General features: G+C 43.6%; 19 protein-coding genes. 12 read left to right on the top strand and 7 right to left on the bottom strand.

The annotated features are described in order from the left end of the window. Positions 1-162: 162 nt before the first annotated feature. The 4 genes from IQP38_RS12020 (at position 163) to IQP38_RS12005 (ending at position 5,492) form a co-directional block, all read left to right on the top strand. Positions 163-1,098, top strand: coding sequence for an ABC transporter permease (locus IQP38_RS12020; protein WP_149192470.1), 936 nt, complete (start codon positions 163-165; stop codon positions 1,096-1,098). Next, positions 1,095-1,889, top strand: coding sequence for an ABC transporter ATP-binding protein (locus tag IQP38_RS12015; RefSeq protein WP_005387275.1), 795 nt, complete (start codon positions 1,095-1,097; stop codon positions 1,887-1,889). Before IQP38_RS12020 ends, IQP38_RS12015 begins: the two co-directional genes overlap by 4 nt. A gap of 141 nt (positions 1,890-2,030) precedes the next feature. After that, a complete protein-coding gene (gene malZ / locus IQP38_RS12010; RefSeq protein ID WP_064354186.1) occupies positions 2,031-3,857 on the top strand; it encodes a maltodextrin glucosidase in 1,827 nt (608 codons plus the stop codon). Between the two features lie 174 nt (positions 3,858-4,031). After that, on the top strand, positions 4,032-5,492 hold the full coding sequence (locus tag IQP38_RS12005; RefSeq protein WP_005387278.1) for a sensor domain-containing diguanylate cyclase: 1,461 nt from the start codon (positions 4,032-4,034) through the stop codon (positions 5,490-5,492). A gap of 51 nt (positions 5,493-5,543) precedes the next feature. Here IQP38_RS12005 and dusC read toward each other — a convergent pair whose 3' ends face one another. Next, positions 5,544-6,503 carry a tRNA dihydrouridine(16) synthase DusC gene (gene dusC, locus IQP38_RS12000; RefSeq protein ID WP_017633856.1) on the bottom strand — a complete coding sequence of 320 codons (960 nt, stop codon included), beginning with the start codon at positions 6,501-6,503 and terminating at the stop codon, positions 5,544-5,546. Between the two features lie 170 nt (positions 6,504-6,673). Between dusC and IQP38_RS11995 the strand changes: the two genes are divergently transcribed. Continuing rightward, on the top strand, positions 6,674-7,291 hold the full coding sequence (locus IQP38_RS11995) for a YecA family protein (protein ID WP_005380818.1): 618 nt from the start codon (positions 6,674-6,676) through the stop codon (positions 7,289-7,291). A 79-nt stretch (positions 7,292-7,370) separates the two neighbouring features. Here IQP38_RS11995 and dsbB read toward each other — a convergent pair whose 3' ends face one another. Both dsbB and nhaB read right to left on the bottom strand, forming a co-directional pair. After that, positions 7,371-7,907: a disulfide bond formation protein DsbB gene (gene dsbB / locus IQP38_RS11990; RefSeq protein WP_017821379.1), complete on the bottom strand. Its 537-nt coding sequence runs from the start codon at positions 7,905-7,907 to the stop codon at positions 7,371-7,373. A gap of 83 nt (positions 7,908-7,990) precedes the next feature. Next, positions 7,991-9,577 carry a Na(+)/H(+) antiporter NhaB gene (gene nhaB, locus IQP38_RS11985; protein WP_005380822.1) on the bottom strand — a complete coding sequence of 529 codons (1,587 nt, stop codon included), beginning with the start codon at positions 9,575-9,577 and terminating at the stop codon, positions 7,991-7,993. 639 nt (positions 9,578-10,216) lie between these two features. Here nhaB and fadR point away from each other — a divergent pair. Then, on the top strand, positions 10,217-11,056 hold the full coding sequence (gene fadR, locus IQP38_RS11980) for a fatty acid metabolism transcriptional regulator FadR (RefSeq protein ID WP_005380824.1): 840 nt from the start codon (positions 10,217-10,219) through the stop codon (positions 11,054-11,056). Between the two features lie 110 nt (positions 11,057-11,166). On the opposite strand, the gene IQP38_RS11975 is transcribed toward fadR, so the two are convergent. Further along, complete coding sequence (locus IQP38_RS11975) at positions 11,167-11,976, bottom strand: hypothetical protein (protein WP_017821380.1); 810 nt, start codon at positions 11,974-11,976, stop codon at positions 11,167-11,169. Positions 11,977-12,286: 310 nt separating this feature from the next. Here IQP38_RS11975 and IQP38_RS11970 point away from each other — a divergent pair, with 310 nt between their 5' ends. Continuing rightward, positions 12,287-13,360, top strand: coding sequence for a hypothetical protein (locus IQP38_RS11970; protein ID WP_017633852.1), 1,074 nt, complete (start codon positions 12,287-12,289; stop codon positions 13,358-13,360). 10 nt (positions 13,361-13,370) lie between these two features. Continuing rightward, entirely contained in the window at positions 13,371-13,715 is a 345-nt protein-coding gene (locus IQP38_RS11965) for a hypothetical protein (RefSeq protein WP_104980051.1), read from the top strand. A 78-nt stretch (positions 13,716-13,793) separates the two neighbouring features. Here the strand turns inward: IQP38_RS11965 and metG are convergent, their stop codons facing one another. Beyond that, positions 13,794-15,869, bottom strand: coding sequence for a methionine--tRNA ligase (gene metG, locus IQP38_RS11960; RefSeq protein ID WP_025767217.1), 2,076 nt, complete (start codon positions 15,867-15,869; stop codon positions 13,794-13,796). A 162-nt stretch (positions 15,870-16,031) separates the two neighbouring features. On the opposite strand from metG, the gene apbC reads away from it, so the two are divergent. The 3 genes from apbC (at position 16,032) to IQP38_RS11945 (ending at position 20,206) form a co-directional block, all read left to right on the top strand. Further along, on the top strand, positions 16,032-17,108 hold the full coding sequence (gene apbC, locus IQP38_RS11955; protein WP_017633850.1) for an iron-sulfur cluster carrier protein ApbC: 1,077 nt from the start codon (positions 16,032-16,034) through the stop codon (positions 17,106-17,108). Positions 17,109-17,288: 180 nt separating this feature from the next. Next, positions 17,289-17,930 (top strand): uridine kinase, encoded by a 642-nt coding sequence (gene udk / locus IQP38_RS11950; RefSeq protein ID WP_005380833.1) that lies wholly within the window; start codon positions 17,289-17,291, stop codon positions 17,928-17,930. A gap of 188 nt (positions 17,931-18,118) precedes the next feature. Beyond that, the gene (locus tag IQP38_RS11945) at positions 18,119-20,206 is read left to right on the top strand and encodes an AsmA family protein (RefSeq protein WP_017633849.1); all 2,088 of its coding nucleotides are present in this window, start codon (positions 18,119-18,121) and stop codon (positions 20,204-20,206) included. 62 nt (positions 20,207-20,268) lie between these two features. On the opposite strand, the gene cobO is transcribed toward IQP38_RS11945, so the two are convergent. Then, on the bottom strand, positions 20,269-20,874 hold the full coding sequence (cobO, locus tag IQP38_RS11940) for a cob(I)yrinic acid a,c-diamide adenosyltransferase (RefSeq protein ID WP_005380837.1): 606 nt from the start codon (positions 20,872-20,874) through the stop codon (positions 20,269-20,271). A gap of 117 nt (positions 20,875-20,991) precedes the next feature. On the opposite strand from cobO, the gene IQP38_RS11935 reads away from it, so the two are divergent. Further along, positions 20,992-21,441: a low molecular weight protein-tyrosine-phosphatase gene (locus tag IQP38_RS11935; RefSeq protein ID WP_053304232.1), complete on the top strand. Its 450-nt coding sequence runs from the start codon at positions 20,992-20,994 to the stop codon at positions 21,439-21,441. Between the two features lie 60 nt (positions 21,442-21,501). Here the strand turns inward: IQP38_RS11935 and IQP38_RS11930 are convergent, their stop codons facing one another. Then, on the bottom strand, positions 21,502-23,061 hold the full coding sequence (locus tag IQP38_RS11930) for a SulP family inorganic anion transporter (protein ID WP_005380840.1): 1,560 nt from the start codon (positions 23,059-23,061) through the stop codon (positions 21,502-21,504). Positions 23,062-23,337: the final 276 nt, after the last annotated feature.

The following is a 23,337-nucleotide window of genomic DNA, read 5'->3' as shown; positions in this document are numbered from 1 at the left end:
GGGGTTAAGCCTGTCACGTTGGTTGGTAGACGCTTGCCCCAAAATTGATACTCGCCGGATTTCTCGTGTAGAGCATTCTGCTAGAGAAGAAGGGGAGTATACGTTAGAAGTCTTAAGTTCAGGTTGGTATTAGCCAGCCTGAGCATGCAGAAAGGAGCAGTTATGTCTGCATTTGCTTTTTTTGGTGCACTCGAAATTGGCTTGATTTATGGCCTAGTCGCTCTGGGTGTGTATCTTACGTTCCGTGTTCTCGATTTCCCCGATTTGAGTGTGGATGGTAGCTTTCCAATGGGAGCGGCGGTGGCTGCAACGGCGATTGTCGCAGGTATTAATCCTTGGCTTGCGACAATAATGGCGATGATAGCTGGTAGTATGACGGGGTGGGTAACCGCTTTTCTGGCTGTTCGGTGTGGTATTTTACACCTGTTAGCTTCCATTCTTACCATGATCGCTGCATTTTCAATTAATATTCGTATTATGGGCAAACCTAATATGGCGTTGCTTGGAGAGGATACGATTCTCACTCCGTTTGAAGCATTGGGCGATGCGATGTTTATTCGCCCTCTGGTTGTTGGGGTCTTAGTTCTTCTGTCCGCTTTCTTTGTCATTCGCCTGCTGAACAGCGACTTTGGTCTTGGTTTACGAGCCACGGGTGTGAATGCGCGTATGGTTTCTGCGCAAGGGGCGAGCACTGGCTTTTATACCTACTTTGGCTTGGCTTTATCCAACGGGTTTGTGGGATTCGCAGGCGCGTTGTTTGCACAAACGAACAGCTTTGCGGATGTGACCTCTGGCGTGGGCACCATTGTCGTTGGTTTGGCAGCTGTGATTTTGGGGCAGACCCTTATTCCCGGGCGCAAGATTTGGGTTGCGGTATTTGCGGTCATCATCGGTTCGGTACTTTATCGCCTTGCAGTGGCTTTCGCTTTGAGCTCTGGCATGTTTGGTTTACAAGCTTCAGACCTCAACCTGGTTACCGCAGTATTGGTGGCTGTGGCGCTTATTGCTCCAAAGCTAAAACAGAGCATAAGAGCGAAACAACGCGTTACTGATGCTAAACAAGCGGCATCAAAAAATGGTTCTGGGGAGGCATTATGATCGAACTAAATAATATTCAGGTCACGTTCAACCCTGGGACGATTTTGGAAAATCGTGCATTGAAAGGCGTCTCTTTAGAGGTTCCAGAGCATCAATTTCTTACCGTGATTGGTTCTAATGGCGCAGGAAAATCGACGTTGCTTGGTGCGGTGACAGGTGAGACGCCGATGATAGGTGGTCAGGTTATCATTGACGGCAAAGACGTCACCAAGCAGACGGTAGCCCAACGTGCGACGCAATGTGCCCGAGTGTTTCAAGATCCATTGGCCGGGACTTGTGGCGAACTGACGATAGAAGAGAACATGGCTCTAGCGCACATGCGTGGTAAAAAACGCAGCTGGGGGTTGGCGCTCTCTACTAAACGTCGCAAGCTGTTCCAAGAGCGAATTAGCATCCTCGGTCTTGGTTTAGAAGACCGCTTGGGCGATAGCATTGGGTTGCTGTCTGGTGGGCAACGACAAGCCGTTAGCCTTGTGATGGCGACGTTATCGGAGAGTAAGCTGTTATTGCTTGATGAACACACGGCAGCGCTTGATCCTCGTATGGCGGCGTTTGTTATCGACTTAACTAAACGTATTGTCGATGAGTTCGATTTAACCGTGATGATGGTGACGCATTCGATGAAAGACGCATTAGCATGTGGCGATAGGACCGTAATGCTTCACCAAGGTGAAATTGTGCTTGATGTGGCTGGAGAGCAGCGCGCTAACATGCAAGTACCAGACTTGTTGGATATGTTCTCTAAAGTGCGTGGTGAAGAGCTTGCAGATGACAGTCTCTTGTTGAACTAAGCGGTATCCGACAAGTCACTACGCCTACTAAGTGTGATCCTCCTTGGGAAAATTGGCTGATATGTCAACTCGCAGGGAGGATTTCTTGTCTCTAATTCTTCAATAACATAGTGGCATATCCGATGACGAGGAGTGCCCATAATGAACCTGCCATTTATTTTTCATAGTCAAACTATTGATGGTTTAGCTTTTAATGACGAGCAAGTTACAGTCAGACTGAAAACCGAGACATTGGATTTTGATTCCGTCTATGTGCGTATTGAGCCGGACAACGAAGAATATCTGGTCGACATGGCTCAAGTAGGAACGGCTGGTGAATTATTACTATGGGAGGCATCGTTTCGACCAAATCAAGATCGAGATGTCACACATTATGTGTTTAAGCTCCTCAAAGACGGACAGCAATACTGGCTCGATGCACGAGGCGTACAAAAGCGTATTCCACCCAAAGAGTTCCACTTTAAGTTGAATGTAGAGCATCAACCACCAAGCTGGGTCCAAGAGCAAGTTTTCTATCAAATCTTTCCTGACCGTTTTTCTGCTAGTAAAAGTGAGTCTGATATTCGCCACGCTTATGCTCAGTATGATTCTGCATCGGTCGTCAAGGCGTGGGGAGACGCGGTAGGCTCTCACCAAAATACCGGGGCACGTGAATTCTTTGGCGGCGACCTCAAAGGTGTAGAACAAAAGTTGGACTATCTTGAACAGCTCGGCGTTACTGCGCTTTATTTCAACCCGATCTTTTCTTCACCAAGTAATCATAAATACGACACCACCGATTACTTCACTGTTGACCCTATGCTCGGCACCAACGATCAGTTTGCTGAACTGTGTGAGAAAATCCGTGGTAAGAATATGAAGATTGTCTTAGACGCGGTGTTTAACCACACGTCAGTGCATCATCCTTGGTTTGATATCCAACAAAAAGGAGAAGGAGCGTATGGCAATCCGCAGTCAAAGTTCCGTGATTACTACTTTTTCGAAGGTGAAACCAATCACTACATTGGTTGGAAAGGCATTGGTAACTTACCGGTTCTGAACTTTGAAAATGAACAGGTGCGCGACTACATCTACCAAAGTGAAGATTCTGTCATCAAGTATTGGCTGAAGCCACCGTACTTGGTTGATGGCTGGCGGTTTGATGTAATCCATATGCTTGGCGAAGGGGACGGCGCGAAAAACAATGCTCATTATGTGGCAGCGTTTCGTAATGCGACTAAGTCAGTAAACCCGAATGCTTATGTGTTAGGTGAGCACTTTTTTGAAGCAACGCAGTGGTTGCAAGGTGATCAAGAGGATGGGGCGATGAACTACTACGGTTTTGCTCATCCAGTCCGAGCTTTTATCGCACGACAAGATATTATGTACGATCCAATCAACATTGATGGTTTGGAGTTTAAAGCATGGTTGGACGAAGCCAGAGCAAAAATCCCATTTTCTAATCAGCTATCGCAGCTAAATCAACTCGATAGTCACGATACTGCTCGGTTTATCACATTGGTTGATGGTGATAAGCGTAAAATGAACATCGCGCTAGCAATGCTTATGACTTACGTTGGCACGCCTTGTATTTACTACGGGAGTGAAGTCGGTCTAGAAGGAGGGCTAGACCCGGATAATCGTCGTTGTTTTCCTTGGAATGAAATTGAAAGTTCACAATGGCTATCGCTTTACCAACAATGGATCAAGATACGTAAACAATGTAAGCCTTTACAGTCGGGCTGTATTCAATGGCTTCATTGCACTAACAACCAGTTGGCGTACGCACGTGTACTGGGTCGCGAAGCAGTCGTTGTTATGATTAATCTCAGTGGTAATGAATGTTCAATCGATTTACCTATGTGGCAACTGGGCTTGGAGGTTAGCCAAGTTATATCGTTGTTAGATGACACAGAACAGGTTGATTATAAAGGTCATATCTCTGTCAATATGTCGGCACAGAGCTGCAAATTATGGCGACTAAAGTGACACCACACTCTATATTGATTAAACTCCTTTAATATATAAACGGTCTCAAACAGCGCGCACACATTTGTTTGGTCTCTTGTTATCTGGTGCTGCATTGCATGCGTCACCAGATAACGAGTATCAATTTAATAGCAGTCATAAGAGACTATTGACCTTTCATATGCATGGTACTCAATGGTAAACCAAAGGCGATTTAGCCTCTCATTTGTCATCTTTTTTCCTCTGGCGTTATTTGTAGTGGTTTTACTCGTGACAACGAAAAATTACTATGATGCGGTTAACCGCTATATCGATTCTGAGTATTCGCGTATCGAGCGTGCAATGTCTCGCGGTATTAAAGTACTCACGGCTTTAGATTACAGCTTCACCAACTATACCAATTACGCTAACCCACTGTTTGAAGAACATAATTCTTTAGTCAAAGAAGGGCTTTGTTATCTTTGGCCTATAGATGTGTTATTACTCGAAAGTGTTTATAGTGAAGGGTTACCTGCGGTTGACCTTGATTATATGATCGTAGGGGACGAAAGCTTATGTCAGCAAGGTTCAACGATTAACCAGTTAGCTGAACAAAAGGCGGGTTTTGCGCCGTCATTGTCATTTCTGCACGATATTGAATCGCACATTGTTGGAATCCATTACATTGACAAGCGCGGTTACGTTATCTCCTCACCCGATACCTACGCAAAAAATTTCACAAGAGAGCTTTTGTCAACGCTAAAAGCCCGACCTTTTTGGCAAAAAACCGCGCAAGATAAAGTGAACATTACCTTGGCTGGACCAGGGCCTGTGTTGGACTCGATGGAAGGTCAAGTCATTAGTATGACGGTACCCGTCTATGAGAAAGGAGAACATCAAGGTGTTTTGTCTATTGATTTTGACATCAATACGCTCATGGCTTCGTCGCTAGGTCTTGTTGGTCAGTTTCATTTGGTTTCCAATTTACAATCCATTCCTTCAAACAGTACACGAATCAAACCAGTCGAATTAGAGCGATTGAGTGCGAATCACAGCATGTACTACGAGTACAACCTTTGGGATGAAGCTAAGAACCTAGCGGTTTTTGAAAAATACAGCCTTATTGTCGCACTATTTATTTACGTGCTGAGTACCGTCGTCTTGTTCTATGTGAATATGCATAGCGAGCGACGTTACTTTAAAGAACTGGCAGCAAGAGACCCAATGACCAGCTTATTGAATCGTCGAGGTATGCAAACCGTGTGGCGTAATAAGATGACAAAAAAACAGGTTGCTTTGGCAGTGTTCGATATTGATAACTTCAAGAAGATCAACGACACCTATGGTCATGATGTCGGTGATTCTGCAATTCAGCTTGTTGCAAAATGTATACGTGAAAATATTCGCCATACCGATGTTGCCTCAAGGTTTGGTGGCGAAGAATTCGTTTTAGCGATTTATGACGAAGATTCAGAAGGCATTAAACTCATTTTAGACAGAGTAAAAAAAGCCATAGATGAGCGCTCGATACGCGTAACGAAAGAAGGCTTTACGATCTCTGGCGGTGTGGTGTTTAGTAAAGAGAGCCGAGTAGAAAACTTTGATGAATTGTTTAAAGCGGCGGATGAAAAGTTATATCAAGCCAAAAGTACCGGCAAAAATAAGATCTGTTACTAGGATTTAGATACAAAAAAGGACGAGATATTCGTCCTTTTTTGTGTTCGGGAGTTATGCAACCTGAGAGTTTAAGTCATCGCGGTAGCGTTGAATATGCTCAACAATTGGTGCGGCTTTGTTGAACGTTCTGATTTCTCTAAATAGGTCTTTTGCTTCAGGATAAGCCTGACGTAAGTAAGAGAACCATTGTTTTACGCGGTTTGGGTAATACAAGCCTTTATCGCCTTTCATCTCAAACTTGGAATAATAGATGAGCAACTCAACCACCTCGGGCCATGACATTGGCTGGTGGTTATGTTTTACCATATTGCCTAAGTTAGGGATATTGAAAGCGCCTCGGCACACCATCAAAGAGTTAACGCCAGTCGTTTCAATGCAACGTTGACCGTCTTCATAATTCCAAATTTCACCATTCGCTATCAGTGGGATATCGAAACGTTCGCGAATTTGGTTGATGTAATCCCATTTTATCTCAGAAGCTTTATAACCACCTTGTTTAGTACGTGCGTGTACGGTCAATTCATTTGCGCCAGCAGACTGAATGGCATCGACAATTTCAAAGCAATCTTCAGGGTTCTCCCAGCCAAGACGAATTTTTGCAGTTACGGGAATGGCTTCTGGAACGGCTTCTCGACAAGCTTTAACAACACGGTGAATGAGCTCTGGATGTTGGAGTAGCGCTGCTCCACCTTTACTTTTGTTGACCATTTTGGCTGGGCAACCAAAGTTTATATCAATACCTCTGGCGCCAAGATTTGCCGCTTTAATTGCGTTCTCAGCCATCCAGTTTGGTTCTTGTCCCAACAATTGCACATGTACTGGCACACCAGATGCAGTCTGAGAACCTTGCAACAGCTCCGGGCATAAACGGTGAAATACATGATCGGGTAATAGCTGGTCGATTACGCGAACAAACTCCGTAACACACAGGTCATAGTCGTTTATCTCGGTCAGGATTTGGCGCATCAAATGATCTAAAACGCCTTCCATTGGGCCTAGTACAACTCGCATAGCTTGCCTAATACAGTTTGGTGGTAAAAAGGAGGGCGATTGTAGCGATGTAAGTTAAGTTTGTCATTAAAAGAGTCGAAGCGCCCAATGCAGTCAAACACACAACGTTAGGTTACGTGCTTTTGAGCTCTGAGGTATAATGCCGCCAAATTTATGGGAAATCAGATGTCATGCAATACACATTGATTGAAAAAGGTGAAGTTCACGTCGATGAATCTTGCCTATTTATCGAAGGCGCAGTGTTAGCTGCGAATCTGACGACAAAACCACTCGCTCCTGAAAAGTGGTTAGAGCCGCTATTAGGTGAGGGATTCAAAGCGATTCAACCAGCTGTGGAAGAGCAAATTCACAAGCAGCATAACCGAATTCAACGAAACGAATATTCCGTGCTAGAGCTAACAGGCAAAGAACCTGAACAACTTGCTGATTTTGCCGAAGGCTTTATGTCTGTTTGGCCAATGATTGAAGAACAATGGCAAGACGTTGAGCTCAATGATGGGTTACAGCGTATGCTGCAAGCATTACTGACCACTTTGATGCTGGCTATCGATGAGCCAGCAACGCAGCAACAGATGCGCGACGCAGGTATTGAAACGCCACCGGCCCTGACAGATTTAGTCGATCAGCTTGATTTAATGGTCGGTGAAGTCGCGCTGGGCGCGGATGAGTTGATGGTAGGCAATAAAGCTCAAAGCCTAAACCCATTCAAAGGTATCGGGCGCAATGATCCCTGTCCTTGTGAGAGCGGAAAAAAATTCAAGCAGTGCTGTGGTCAATCACGCGGCTAAATCGAATCGCCGCGCTATCCACTTAACAAAAAGCCGACCAGATGGTCGGCTTTTTGTTAATTTTTACGCGTCAGTAGGATTAACGAATTGGATTAACGCGTTTTGCAGGGAAGAATTGTGCAATTACAATTAATGCCAAAGCGATTAAATTGCCTGCAAAAATTACGACTAACCATTGTGGCATTGATAAATCAAGGAACTGCCATACAACCTTAGAGCAATCACCATATGCTTCAAACATCCAAGGAACCCACTGATTGAGCGGAGCCCAGCTAGGGAATGTGACGAATAAATCGCAAGTCGCGAATGGTGATGGATTAAACTGGTAGTCAACGTGCTGCATCGCAAGTAACAAACCCTTGTAAGCACTTAATCCCCAGCCTATCAAACCTAGCCAGCGGAAAATTGGGTTCTTGGGTGCCAATATACCAACCATTGCAGCGACGCCCACTCCCATCATCGCGACTCTTTCATAAATACACATGACACATGGTGCAAGCATCATGACGTGCTGAAAATAGAGGGCACATGCTTCAAAGAAAACGACGAATAGCAGAAGCAGTAGCCACGATAAACGTCCCTTTGAAAACTGGTTAAGTGAATTTAAAATAGTCACGTTTTTGTTCCTGTCTGAAATAGAAAAAGCTCTGAATACTCAGAGCTTTTTATCGTGGATAAGTTTCCTAATCAACTCAAATTTTAGTGACCACCGGATACTACGGGAGTCAGATCACCACTATGAGGTAAAATCCAACCAGCTTCGTAGAAAGAAGCTGTTGCAGGCTCTAGGAAGAACATGATTCCCATTAGACCGACAATCGCAAGAACGACGGTGTAAGGCAGCGCCATGATAACCATTCGACCGTAAGACAGACGAATTAATGGAGCGAGAGCCGATGTGAGTAAGAATAGGAATGCCGCTTGACCGTTTGGCGTTGCAACAGAAGGCAGGTTAGTACCAGTATTGATTGCCACCGCCAGTAAGTCGAACTGATCACGAGTAATGAGGCCCTCAATGAGTGCAGTTTTTACTTCATTGATGTAAACCGTACCAACGAACACGTTATCCGACACCATAGATAACAAGCCATTCGCCACATAGAACAGAGCTAGCTGAGTACCTTTATCTTCAACGGCAAGCACCGCATCGATGACTGGTTTAAACAGCTCTTGATCAATGATTACAGCAACGATCGAGAAAAATACAGCAAGCAGTGCAGTGAAGGGCAGGGCCTCTTCAAACGCTTTCCCCATGGAGTGCTCTTCAATGACACCAGTAAATGCGGTCGCTAAAATGATCACAGAAAGGCCAATTAAGCCGACAGCCGCTAAGTGCAAAGCGAGTGCAACGATCAACCAAACCGCAATAAGACCTTGAACCCAGAGTTTTGCGACATCTTGATTTGTTCGCGTTTTACGCTCTTCACGGTCAAAATCGACGAGGATCTGACGAACGTTATTAGGAAGCTTCGCGCCATAGCCAAACACTTTAAGCTTTTCAACTAAAGCACAAGTGATGAGACCACAGAAAAATACAGGTAGTGTCACTGGAGACATACGGATTAGGAATTCACCAAATAACCAACCCGCTTGGTCTGCAATAATTAAGTTTTGAGGTTCACCAACCATCGTGGTTACACCACCTAGGGCAGTACCTACACCAGCATGCATCAACAAAGAGCGCAAAAACGCACGATAGTTTTCTAAGTCATCACGCGTTAGTTCAGTGATCGTGTCATCTTGTGTATGGTCATGGTCACCTATAGGGTTACCAGACGCCACTTTGTGATAGATAGAATAAAAGCCGATCGCCACGCTGATAACAACGGCGATAACCGTCAAGGCATCCAAAAATGCAGACAAAAATGCAGCAGCAAAGCAGAACGCGAGTGATAGTAGGGTTTTAGAGCGAATGCCAAGTAAAATTTTGGTAAAAATGAACAGCAATAGCTGCTTCATGAAGTAGATGCCCGCAACCATAAATACCAGAAGTAGCAGTACTTCGATATTTGCTACTAATTCGTGCTTAACTTGCGCAGGGCTAGTCATGCCGATAGCAATGGCTTCAATAGCAAGTAAACCGCCAGGTTGTAATGGGTAGCATTTTAATGCCATTGCTAGCGTGAAAATAAATTCAGCGACCAACAACCATCCAGCTACAAATGGGTTTATTAGGAAGAATACAATCGGGTTAATTATTAAGAAGGCTATAATGGCAACTTTGTACCAATCAGGCGCTTTACCAAGGAAGTTCTTGATAAAAGCGTTTCCGAGCGATATCGGCATGATAATTCTCTTTATAACAAAATTATGAATAGACACTACAATAGTGCTTAAGTATCTGTTTGTTAGACTTATTAACTAGTCTTTAAAAACAATAACTTAGTAAAACAACAATCCTTTGTTTATTGTAGTCTTGCCAAGTTACTTCCCCTGAACTCAAGCACCGCTCACTTTCGACCGCAAACTCTACACTCAGGCATTTATTAGTCAATAACAAAACGTGATGCTACCGACTAAAATGACTTTTTAAATGTAATAACGCGATCAAAACGGCGTTACTATACCATGAAAGTCTTAAAAAAATCCTCTTGGATTTTAAATGACGGTCAGTGACGAGAAAAGGCAAATTAAGAAAGAATATTAACTGTGATATACAAAGTAATTTTTCATATTTTGAATATAAAAATGTGACACGGTTGTCTTTATTTCTCCGAGATTTGTGAGCTGTTTAATTAAATGAAAATTCATATTTTACTGCTTTCGCTCGCATGTTAGAGCCTCTTAAATTGACACAACATATAGAGTATTAACTCTATGTTATGGAGTCATTTCCACTATTGATCGTAAATTTTCTCAAACCGCTAAGTAGTGGTATGATGAGTAGTATCGACCCTCAGAAATCAATATTGGATAAAAAGTAGAATGGTCATAAAGGCGAAAAGCCCTGCGGGATTCGCAGAAAAATATATTATCGAGAGCATTTGGAACGGCCGTTTTCCTCCAGGCTCAATTTTACCTGCTGAGCGCGAGCTGTCCGAACTGATTGGTGTTACTCGAACGACTTTAAGAGAGGTTCTTCAACGACTAGCCCGTGACGGATGGTTAACTATCCAGCACGGCAAACCTACGAAAGTTAACCAATTTATGGAGACCTCTGGCCTGCATATTTTGGATACTTTAATGACGCTAGACGTTGATAATGCGACAAACATTGTAGAAGATCTGCTTGCGGCACGTACCAACATCAGTCCTATCTTTATGCGCTATGCATTTAAAGCGAACAAAGAGAGCTCTGAGCGTACAATTAAGAACGTAATCGAATCTTGTGAAGCTTTAATGAATGCGGCTTCCTGGGACGAATTCATCGCTTCTTCGCCGTATGCTGAAAAAGTTCTGCAGAATGTTAAAGAAGATAACGAGAAAGATGAAGCGAAGCGTCAAGAAATCTTGATTGCTAAAACGTTCAACTTTTACGATTATATGCTTTTCCAGCGCCTAGCATTCCATTCAGGAAATCAAATTTACGGTTTGATCTTTAATGGTTTGAAGAAGCTCTACGATCGTGTCGGTAGCTACTACTTCTCAAATCCAGCTTCTCGTGAGCTAGCTCTGAAGTTTTACCATCAATTGCTCGAAACTTGTGAAAGTGGCCAGCGTGAGCAACTACCAGTAGTGATTCGTCATTATGGTATGGAAAGTGCGTTGATCTGGAACGAAATGAAAAAGCAATTACCAACGAACTTCACGGAAGACGACAGCTAAGCGCTGACAAGTTGAATAAACGAAAACCGCAGTGCCTTAGGCCTGCGGTTTTTTTGTTTTTATTTATAAGTCGGCGACGAACCAAGCACCAATAATAAGGTATGGAACGTTTATCCTGCTAGTGAGAGTCTGGGTAACGGTAGATATAATGACTCTACGACATCTGAAAGGACATGGTCGTAAGTATTGAAGATGGTCAATGACAAGTCCGATGTGACGCCATAAAGCTCTGCTTCTGTTAAGTCGACATGACTCCCTGTCACGTATTCATTTAGCGTCTGTATTGAGCGCGTGGAAGCAGGAGAGGTAATGCTAAGTGGAGCGATAACCGCTAGTTGGTTTAGCTTACGCATCATGACCGATGCATAATTTTTGAAACGCTCATTTCCGCCTTGCTCTCCTAAATCTTGAATGCTGATTCGTAACTGAGTCAGGGTCTCCAAGCTATCCATAATGTTTTGCCAGTTCATGTGATACTCATTATGCAAGTCATCTCTTTGCTCAACCGCTAGCCATGCGATGGTTACTTCATCCATCAAAAACAAGCAATGACGAATTAACTTACCATGCTCCATCTGGTTTCTTGCAACACTATGGTCATTCCATTGTTCAAGTAGTTTCCCTACTTTAATCTGTAATACGCGATACATGGGTTTGTTTTCAAACCGTGATGTTTCGACTAAAAGATGCAGCTTGTTAGTCAGAGCATCATGAAGAGCGTCCAATTTTTGTTGATCGTTTTGTTGGAATTGAAGCGAGTAGTGAGTAGCAGCTCGGTGGTGTCTCAGAAGGTGAACAACATCTCGCAACAATGTTAACAGCTGATATTTGCGCGCATGTTGCTGCTCTCGTTTAGAAGATAAGTGATATATTCCGGCTAAAATAGCGATGGACAATAGTGTGGAAATCAAAACAAACATAACCAACTCCTTGTTAGTGTTTGGACCTAACAAGGAAGATTGCAGTTTTGATGCCAAACAAAAACTCAATTTAAACAATTGGTTATATTGAATGTTCTTTTTGAATGGTCGTTGTTGGTGCATGGATTCACCAAATTTGTGAACATGTTTGATTATTCGGTGTCGATGCTTGGTGTACGCGTTATTCTTTGTGAGTTACATATTGATTACTTTTTAGTCTGATTCAAGTCACAATGTTTAGAAATTAAAATATTCGAACACTTTATATGATATAAGTTGTCTATTTTGTTGATTGTTCGAGGTAATTAATTTGTCTAATAAATTCGACCTATGCTTCAGTACTCACTCAAAGATAACGCTCCCTATCGATACAAATGATGAGTATAGGTACCTTCAGTTTCGTAAGGACAACCCACATATATTTGGTAGTTTTATTCCCGCAGGTACTCCTTTCATACTGAACGAAGGCTCTGTGATCAACATAGCTAAGTTGCGTAGCGAGAGACCTGATATAGCTTGTGCTCTTGATACTGTAAAAAGTTGGTCACAAGAAACCAAAAGAAATGTAGCCAATCTAACAAGTGAGTTTGGCGATGAAAACTTACAAGCGGTAGCCCTCCTCTATGAAAAAGAGATTAAGCCTTTTTTAGATGCTACTAATCATACTATGGGGGGGAAAATCGATGAGTATACTGCAGTAGGTGCTGCCGCTACTGCTGTTAATGAAAAGCAAGTCAGATTGAGTAATTTCGGGAAAGCTTTGCTCAAATATCAAAATGCCTTACTAGATGTACGTACAGCCTCACGAAATGGTGCGCAGAAAAAGGAGCTTGTGAAGCTTGGATATAGAGTTAAAGAAGCTCACAATTCTTTGAATGCAAAATTTACAAAAGAGCTTACCCATTATGCAGGACGAGTTAAAAGTAGCCGTGGAAACATTTGGAGCAACCCGAATAGAGCTGCCAATATCGCGAGAAGTGGCAGGGATATAACTAAGTTACATTTAACATCTATAGCTAACATCCGCTCAATTCGATTTCTTGAACAAAGCTCTAGTATTGTGGGTAAAAAGATCATCATGATTGATGCTGGTGTTCGCTTTAACAATGTTCGAAATGCCAAGAATAACGGAGAAAATTGGCAAAAAAGAGCAGCAATGGAAGTTGCAGGGTTTGGTGCGAGCAACGCTGCTGGCGTTTGGACCACATCCAAAGTGATTGCATCTGGAATGGGAATCGCTTTGGCTGCTGGCCCATTTGGAGTCGTAGTATTAATTGGTGTAAGCTTAGGTGTCGGCTATGCAGCAGCTAAGATGGCTGATAGTGCAGGGCAAAATTTAGCCAAAGGTGCCTATGAAGTTAGTTCTAACATTCATTGGAATTAAAGGGATCAACGTGTCTTATTTTGATATGACAAATATGATTATCGGATGTACTTGGTTAGTTAGTACTTTGCTTTTCATTCGTGTTTCGGTAAAGCGGATCGAGAAAAAGATGTCGAAGGATGGTCATGGCCCTGTCGGTTGGGATAGAGATACCTGGGGGGTTAGATTCCCAATGTATACTACAGTTTTAATGCGAGGCAAGCCTGCGAAAGTATCACTTGTAGATGATCAGTTAATACTAAAATACGCAACGACATTTGATCGAGTTCTCGCTTTTGTAGTCACGATCAGCTTTGTACTTTTCCTTGCATGTGGCGCGATTATTACTTGGGGTCCAGAAGAATTCTCTTTGTAGTACAATCAAGCTTAATCGATAAGCTTAACTGCGAGAAAAGGCTTAACTGATTTAGTTAAGCCTTTTCAATAAAGATACTTACATTACGCGCATGCCAGGTTGAGCGCCTTCGTGTGGCTCAAGGATCCACAGGTCGCTACCACCAGGGCCTGCCGCTAGGATCATACCTTCAGACATACCAAACTTCATCTTACGAGGTTTTAGGTTTGCTACCATTACCGTTAGCTTGCCTTCTAGCTCTTCAGGTTTGTAAGCTGACTTGATGCCAGAGAATACCTGACGAGTTTCACCACCGATGTCCAATTGGAACTTAAGCAGTTTGTTGGCTTTTGGTACTTCTTCACAAGAGATGATACGAGCGATACGCATATCTACTGCAGCAAAAGCATCGAACTCAATCTCTTCAGCGATTGGTTCTTTGTCTAACTCGGTTTGGCTAGCCTTGTTCTTTTCCGCTTCAGCTTTCTCTTTCGCCGCCATTTCTGCCGCCGCATCTTCTTTAGACGCTTCGATCATCGCTTCAACATTCTTCGGATCGATACGGTTGAACAGTGCTTTGAACTTAGTGATCTCGTGGCCTGTTAGTGGATCAGCGATGTTTTCCCAAGTTAGCTCTTGGTTTAGGAACGCTTCAGTACGCGCAGCTAGCGATGGCATTACTGGTTTCAGGTAAGTCATCAGTACGCGGAATAGGTTGATACCGACAGAACAGATGTCTTGTAGTTCCTGATCTTTGCCTTCTTCTTTTGCTACAACCCACGGTGCTTTTTCATCAACGTATTGGTTAGCTTTGTCTGCCAATGCCGTGATTTCACGGATTGCACGACCAAACTCACGCGTTTCGTAAAGCTCAGCGATACGGTCAGCAGCAGCAACAAATTCGTTGTAAAGTTCAGGCTCTGCAAAGTTGTCAGACAGTTTGCCTTCAAAACGTTTCGCGATGAAACCTGCGTTACGAGATGCCAGGTTAACGATCTTGTTAACAACGTCAGCGTTTACGCGCTGAGTGAAGTCTTCAAGGTTAAGATCTAGATCATCGATACGGCTGTTTAGCTTCGCAGCGTAGTAGTAACGTAGACACTCAGGGTCTAGGTGCTCTAGGTAAGTGCTTGCTTTTACGAACGTACCTTTAGACTTCGACATTTTCGCGCCGTTTACGGTTACGTAACCGTGTACGAATACGTTGTTTGGTTTACGGAAGCCGGAACCTTCTAGCATTGCTGGCCAGAATAGGCTGTGGAAGTAAACGATGTCTTTACCGATGAAGTGGTACAGTTCTGCTGAGCTGTCTTTCTTCCAGTACTCGTCGAAATCTAGGTCGTCGCGCTTGTCACATAGGTTTTTGAAAGAGCCCATGTAGCCGATAGGCGCGTCTAGCCATACGTAGAAGAATTTGTTCTTCTCACCAGGGATCTCGAAGCCAAAGTATGGTGCATCACGTGAGATATCCCATTGCTGCAAGCCAGATTCGAACCATTCTTGCATTTTGTTCGCTGTTTCAGCTTGTAGCGAGCCAGAGCGAGTCCACTCTTTTAGCATGCTTTCAAACTGAGGCAGGTCGAAGAAGAAGTGCTCTGAATCTTTCATTACTGGCGTCGCACCAGAAACCGCAGATTTAGGATTGATCAGTTCTGTTGGGCTGTAAGTCTCACCACAGTTGTCACAGTTGTCACCGTACTGGTCTTCAGACTTACATTTTGGACAGGTACCTTTTACGAAACGGTCCGGTAAGAACATCTCTTTTTCTGGATCGAACAGCTGAGAGATAGTGCGGCTAGAGATAAAGCCATTTTTCTTCAACTCAAGATAAATGTGTGACGCTAGCTCACGGTTCTCATCTGAGTGTGTGCTGTGGTAGTTATCAAAGCTGATATCAAATCCAGCGAAGTCTTTTTGGTGCTCTTCGCTAACTGCGGCAATCATTTCCTCAGGAGTAATACCCATCTGTTGCGCTTTAAGCATGATTGGCGTGCCGTGAGCATCGTCAGCACAGATGAAGTTTACAGTGTTGCCGCGTAGGCGTTGGTAACGAACCCAAATGTCCGCTTGGATATGCTCAAGCATATGACCAAGGTGGATCGAACCGTTAGCGTACGGAAGGGCACAAGTTACCAGCATTTTCCTTGACGGAAAGTTTTTTGGATCGTTTGCCATACTTAATATTCGCTTTTCTTGATAGGTATAAATAAATTTTGATGGATAATACTACCCCATGAACTGACTAACTCCAAGGTGTCAAACTGCGGAATGCCTTAGTTTTTTTGGGGTTCTGGTTGAGCCTGGACGGTGGTAGCATGACATCTAAAAGGAGGGCTTATGCATCAGTTCACTTCAAAACAAGATTTTTGTCACTGGTTTAACCAATTCCAACATCCACAGTTGGTGGAAAACTGGGCAGATATTCATGGCGCAATTTCGATTACGACACAGGGTTCTATTGATATAACGTTGCCATTCGCAAGTAATGAGCTTCAAACCGTACTGCATGACTGGATCAAACAGCAGCAAGCCTCGGGTAAAGTGGCTGAATTCCCATTTAATATTCGCCTTGGAGTTAAAGCTTTAGAAACTCAAGTGGCTAACTCGGTTAAGGGTGTTAAGAACATCATTGCCGTCAGTTCTGCGAAAGGTGGCGTTGGTAAATCTACTACCGCAGTTAACTTAGCGTTGGCGATTGCTCAATCTGGGGCGAAAGTGGGATTGTTGGATGCAGATATCTATGGTCCGTCTGTACCTATGATGTTGGGGCAAGAAGATGCTAAACCAGAAGTTCGTGATGGCAAGTGGATGGAACCCATTTTTGCTCACGGCATCTATACTCATTCTATCGGTTATTTGGTGGATAGATCAGAAGCGGCGATATGGCGCGGTCCAATGGCTTCAAAAGCGTTGTCGCAGTTATTAACTGAAACAGATTGGCCAGATTTGGATTATTTGGTGATTGATATGCCGCCAGGTACGGGGGATATTCAATTGACGCTGTCACAACAAATTCCGGTAACAGGTAGCGTGTTAGTCACAACGCCGCAAGATTTAGCCCTTGCCGATGCAAGGAAGGGAGCGGCAATGTTTAACAAAGTCCATGTCCCGGTTATTGGTGTTGTGGAAAACATGAGTTATCACATTTGTAGTCAATGTGGCGCGAAAGAGCATATTTTTGGTATGGGCGGAGCTGAAAAAATGTCGCAAGAATTTGGCTTAGCATTGTTAGGACAAATTCCGCTTCATATCTCTATGAGAGAAGATATTGACGCTGGCGTGCCAACGGTAGCAAGACGCCCAGAAAGTGAGCATGCAGGGTATTATAAGCAACTTGCCGATCGCGTATGTAGCACGATGTTTTGGCAAGGCAAAGCAAAACCAGATGCGATTAGCTTTACAATGGTGAACTAAGTTTACTATGCCTGCTGGTTGATAATTGCACATTTTAACGTTTGCTCGGAGGTTAATCCTCTGAGCAGGCAGAAACTTATGACTAAACCCTAATTCCAACTAGTAACTATGGGGTGAACTCCCTATAATCAGGCAGTTTATCTTTTTATGTGACTAGAAATCATCATCGGGTGCAAACTAATGTCTGATAATAATCAATGCGTCATCGTAGGTATTGCTGGCGCTTCTGCTTCTGGAAAAAGTCTGATCGCGAGCACTATTTATAATGAGCTTCGCGCGAAAGTAGGCGATCATCAAATCGGTGTCATCACGGAAGATTGCTACTACAACGACCAAAGCCACCTAAGCATGGAAGAGCGAGTAAAGACGAACTACGATCACCCGAGTGCGTTGGACCACGACCTACTGTGTGAGCACCTAGAAAAATTGGTACGTGGTGAAGCAGTAGAAGTGCCTGAGTACAGCTACACTGAGCACACAAGAACAATTAACACCACCACAATGACACCTAAAAAGGTGATCATTCTAGAAGGTATCCTTCTTCTTACAGACCCTCGTCTTCGTGATTTGATGCATGCGACAGTATTTATGGACACACCGTTAGATATTTGCTTGCTTCGCCGTGTTAAGCGTGATGTGGAAGAGCGAGGCCGAACTATGGAGTCTGTTCTTAAGCAATACCAACAAACAGTACGTCCGATGTTCATGCAGTTTATCGAACCTTCTAAGCAATATGCGGACATTATTGTTCCTCGCGGTGGTAAAAACCGTATCGCAATTGATGTATTAAAAGCTCACATTGCAAGACTTTTGAAAGCTTAAGCCTATAGACGGCTATATCGCTTTATTTTTAGGAGAAGAAGTGGCACCTTAAGTGCCACTTCTTTTTTTGTTTTTAAATTAGTCAGTTGCAGGTTAAAACCAGACACTTTTCACGCTTTTGTGGAACTGTCAGCGGCAAATGGAGTCTGCGCTTATAATTGTAAAAACACTCGAGCAAGGAAAAACAAATGAAGAAACTGCTCTTAATTCTAGCAATACCGATTGTGGTCATTTTGGTCGCAATTTTAGCGTTAACCATCTTCGTCAATCCGAATCAGTTTAAACCCCTTATTGTTGAGCAAGCGCAAAAGCAAACGGGATTAGAGTTGGTGATTGAAGGGGATATCAGTTGGCAATTTTTCCCATCAATTGGCTTTGAGTTGGGACATACAGAATTGCGAAACCCACAAGGCTTTAGTAAACCCAATTTATTCAAAGTTGATACCGTTGGTGTAGACATCTCTGTTATGCCACTTTTTAGTCAACAGCTTGAAATTGGAAACGTCACGCTTGATGGTGCTGAGTTCTACATTGAAACCAAGAAAGATGGCAGCAAGAATATTGATGCATTGACGAAAGCCCAAACACAACAAGCAGAACAAGAGAACAATGCTGCGCCTACGCAAAATGGTGAAACGCAAACTTCTGGTTCTGATTGGAGTATTAATCTTGCTGGCGTTACGGTTTCTAACGGTTCATTAGAAATGCAGGATAAGCAAGCCGGTAGTTACACCAAACTTTATGATATTTCATTAAACCTTTCCGAATTCGCTTTTGACAACTGGACAACGGCTGATTTTGGCGTGAAGGGCGAAATGAACGACCAAAAGTTCACCGCGAAAGGTCAGGCAGACTTTAAGCTAGAAAAAGGTTTGGCAAACTACGCGCTAAAGAACATCAACTTTGATGCGACATACTCTGACCCTGCCAATAAAATTGAATCGGCAACGATCGGTTTAGACACGTTTGAATTCGATAAAGTAAATAACCTGACTTATGCCATTAAGGGTGACGCTGGTGGTATGAAGTTAGATATGCAGGGTGCTGGTCAACTTAGCGTGGACAAGGCTATCAGCAAAGTACAGTTGGATAAGTTAACTCTTAAATCGACTTTTGAGGGTGATGCTTTACCTCAGTCCCCGATGAAAGTCGACATGGTGTCTGATCTGTCTTTCGACCTAACGAAAAACCATCTGAGTTTTGTTCTAGAGAAGTTAACAGCGAATGCTATCGCCTTAGATGGTAAGGCTGATGTGGCACTCGGTGACATTCCTAAAGTACGCTTTGCTCTCCATAGCCCCAATATCGATCTTGATGAGTTCTTAGGGTTAGATAAGCAAGCTGCCGAAGGTAATAAGCCTGCTTCTGGTGGCGAGAGTGCTCCTGCCGGACCTGAGGTTGAGCCTGATTTGTCTGCGTTGAAAACGTTAGATGTAAAGGGTGACATTACCATCGACAAATTCAAAGCGGCAAATGCGAAGATGGAAGCGGTAAAAACGAGCTTCACTGTAAATCGTGGCGTGTTTGAGCTTACATCTTTTAGTTCGAAGTTGTACCAAGGCTCAATCTCAGCGACAGCGAAGTTAGATGCACGCCAATCACCAGCGACTTACAGTGTTAAAAAGTCAATCAAAGGCGTGAAAGTTCAACCGCTACTTATAGACGTTGCTGAAAACGACAAACTTGAAGGGACAGGTAACATTGATGTGAATGTTACAGGTAAGAGTCTCACGCCTACCGGTATCAAGAAGAATCTATCTGGTACGGTTGTTATCAATTTTGCTGACGGTGCGGTGAATGGCATCAACGTTGCTCAGTTGATTCGTGAAAACTATGCGAAATTTAAAGGGCAAAAAGTTGAAGGCACCAATGTAGCTAAGAAAACAGACTTCAGTGCGATGACGGCGACATTGAAACTCAACAAAGGTGTTGTATCAACGGATAATATGCAAGCTCAGTCTCCATTGTTACGTGTTCGTGGTAAAGGTACCGCAAACTACATCAATGAAACAGTCGACTTTACTATCAGCACGTCAGTTGTAGGCAGCCTAGAAGGCCAGGGCGGTAAAGATATAGATGAGCTGAAAGACATCACGATTCCAATCAATGTGTCTGGTAAGTGGGCAGATCCTAAATTCAAGCTCGTATTCGATGATGTTCTGAAGCAGAAAGCTCAAAAAGAAATCGATCGTGGCGTGGAGAAGCTAACGGACAAAATCAAAGACGAGAAAACCAAAGATGCGGTCGATGGTTTATTGAAGAATCTTTTCAACTAACCGTGCGTGAAAATCAAAAGGGTTGGCATTTTGCCAACCCTTTTTAAATTACTCTGCGAGTGTTACCAATCGACGCCTTTGAGGGCTTTTACGCCAGATTCAAATGCGTGCTTTACATTTTTCACTTCAGAAACGGTATCGGCCATTTCAATCAGGGTTCGATGTGCGCCACGCCCAGTAATAATAACCGACTGCATTTTAGGTCTGTTGCTCAGTGCTTCGACCACTTCGTCTAAGTCGATGTAGCCGTAGCTCACCATATAAGTTAGCTCGTCAAACAAGATGACATCGATAGAGTCGTCTTGCAGCATGCGCTTACATTCTTGCCATACGCCTTGCGCTGCTTCGGTATCAGCGGCTTTGTTTTGAGTTTCCCACGTAAAGCCGGTTGCCATTACTTGGAATTCAACGCCGAGTTTCTCAAGTAGGTTGCGCTCTCCGTTGTCCCAAGTACCTTTAATAAACTGCGCGACAGCACAATTCAAACCATGACCCACTGCGCGTGCGATCGTACCGAATCCTGATGTCGATTTACCTTTACCATTTCCGGTAATGATCAGTAGCAGACCTTTTTCCTCTTGAGCAGCAGCGATTTTTGCGTCTACCTGTTCTTTGACTTTTTGTTGGCGAGCTTTATGGCGTGCTTCTTTATTTTCTTCGATAGACATAATACTTCCTCAATTCCTTTTCGTGCTGTGCCCAAGCTAATTTGGGTTCATTGATTTATCTCGCTATGATAGACCAACATATCGTGAAGAAAAACCACCGATAATTCAGGGAATAAAATGAAGAAAATACTTGTTGTTTGTATGGGAAACATTTGTCGGTCACCAACTGGAGAGGCAGTGTTAAGAGCGAAAGCTCAAAAGCTAGGCGTTGAAGTAGAGGTTGATTCGGCAGGTACAATTGGCTACCACGCAGGAAACCGACCGGATTCAAGAGCGATGGCAGCAGGAAAGCAGCGAGGTTATTCTTTTAAAGGAATGCAAGCGCGCCAAGTCACCATTGATGACTTTGAAAAGTTTGACCTTATATTAGCCGCAGATAAAGCAAATTTGGCCGATTTATTGGATATTTGTCCGTTGAAGTATCGACACAAAGTATCGTTATTTTTAAGTCATTCTGAGTCAGTTTACGACGAAGTCCCGGACCCATATTATGGTGGGGAAGATGGCTTTGAACTGGTGCTTGATTTAATCGAAGAGGCATCAGACGCAATTTTGAAGAAGCTATAATCGCCGTGCTTGAAGACAATAGAAAAAGGGATGAGCTCAGCTCATCCCTTTTTATTCGTGTTAACCCGCTAGTATGTCGGTTGCGACTTTGTAGCTTGGGTCTTCCTTCACGTTAATTTCAACCAAGCTGCCAGCTTTGTCCAAAAGTTTACGACAATCTGGGCTTAGGTGACGAAGGTGCAGCGTTTTACCTTGAGCATTGTAACGCTCAGCCAGTGTTTCAATGGCTTCAATTGCAGAGTGATCTGTCACGCGAGAGTCTGCAAAATCGACAATCACATCTTTTGGATCTTCAGGCGCGTTAAACAACTCCAGGAAGTTAGCCGCAGAGCCAAAGAAAATAGGGCCGTGAATCTTGTACTCTTTTGAACCTTCCTCGTTTAAGCACGTGTCGGCATAGATGTGCTTAGCGTGTTGCCATGCAAACATTAATGCAGAAACGATAACACCAACCGCTACGGCAACAGCAAGGTCAGTAAGAACAGTAACAACGGTCACAAGAACAATAACGAAGAAGTCTTGCTTCGGTACGCGGCGTGCTAGCTTAAATGTTGCCCATTCGAATGTACCAATGACAACCATGAACATCACACCAACCAGAGCAGCGAGTGGGATCATTTCAATTAGCGAAGAAGCGAATAAGATAAACATCAATAGAGCGATAGCCGCAACGATACCAGATAGACGGCCGCGACCACCTGAGTTTACGTTGATCATCGACTGACCAATCATCGCACAACCACCCATTGCGCCAAACACAGAACACGTCATGTTTGCCATACCTTGACCGATACATTCGCGGTTAGATTGACCACGAGTATTCGTCATCTCATCTAAAACTGTCAGTGTTAGTAGAGATTCAATTAGACCAATGGCCGCGAGAATGATCGCGTATGGAAGAATGATTTGTAGTGTCTCAAGTGTAAATGGTACCGCAGGAATAGAGAAGGTTGGTAGTGAACCTGCGAGTGTTGCAGCTTCATCTCCAGACATTGTACGCAGGAAGTCAACAACAGTGCGAGTTTCCAGATCCAAGCCAACCACTAAAGCCGTCACCGTTACGATCGCAACAAGTGAAGAGGGTACAGCTGTTGTGATTTTTGGTAGAAAGTGAATGATTGCCATAGTCAGCGCAACCAAACCAAGCATTAGCAGCATCTGGTCTTGTGGTAGCCAAGTAAGCATGCCGTTGATGTCAGGCGCTTTAAACTGACCCAACTGAGCTAGGAAGATAACAATAGCCAGACCGTTCACAAAACCGATCATCACAGGGTGAGGTACGATACGGATGAACTTACCCAATTTAAACATACCAGCGGCAATTTGAAGAATACCAGCGAGCATGATGGCTGCGAATAGGTACTGGACACCGTGAGTCGCGACAAGCGAAACCATTACGACTGCCATGGCACCTGTTGCACCAGAGATCATGCCGGGACGACCACCGAAAATGGAAGTAATAAGACCAACGATGAATGCAGCGTAAAGACCGACCATCGGATCTACGCCTGCGACGAACGCAAATGCGACAGCTTCAGGAACCAATGCTAGCGCAACGGTTAAGCCTGATAGCACATCATTTTTTACGGAGTGCTTAGAAAATTGGGGAAATTCGAACATGTTTGTTTTTAAGTTCTCTTTGCAATGAGTTAAACCCGACACATATTCGTATTTGCACAAGCCACTGAGTGGTTGATTTCTAATCAAACATTGCAGTGTAAACCGTAGTATTAAAAGAGCAGCATCAGAATGGTGTCGAAAACTTGAGTCGGCGCATGCTACCGAAAAGTGTGATTAAGTTCAAGAATGATACGAATAATGGCGTACAAATGTGATCGCGAATTGGTATTTATATGAACAATTTATTGGGCAGATATGAAGATAAAAAAGGCTACC

This window comes from Vibrio sp. OPT41 (assembly GCF_015163595.1).
Lineage (GTDB): Bacteria > Pseudomonadota > Gammaproteobacteria > Enterobacterales > Vibrionaceae > Vibrio > Vibrio alginolyticus.
Note: the sequence above shows the minus strand (reverse complement) of the source record. Positions and strands in the feature narration are given on the sequence as shown.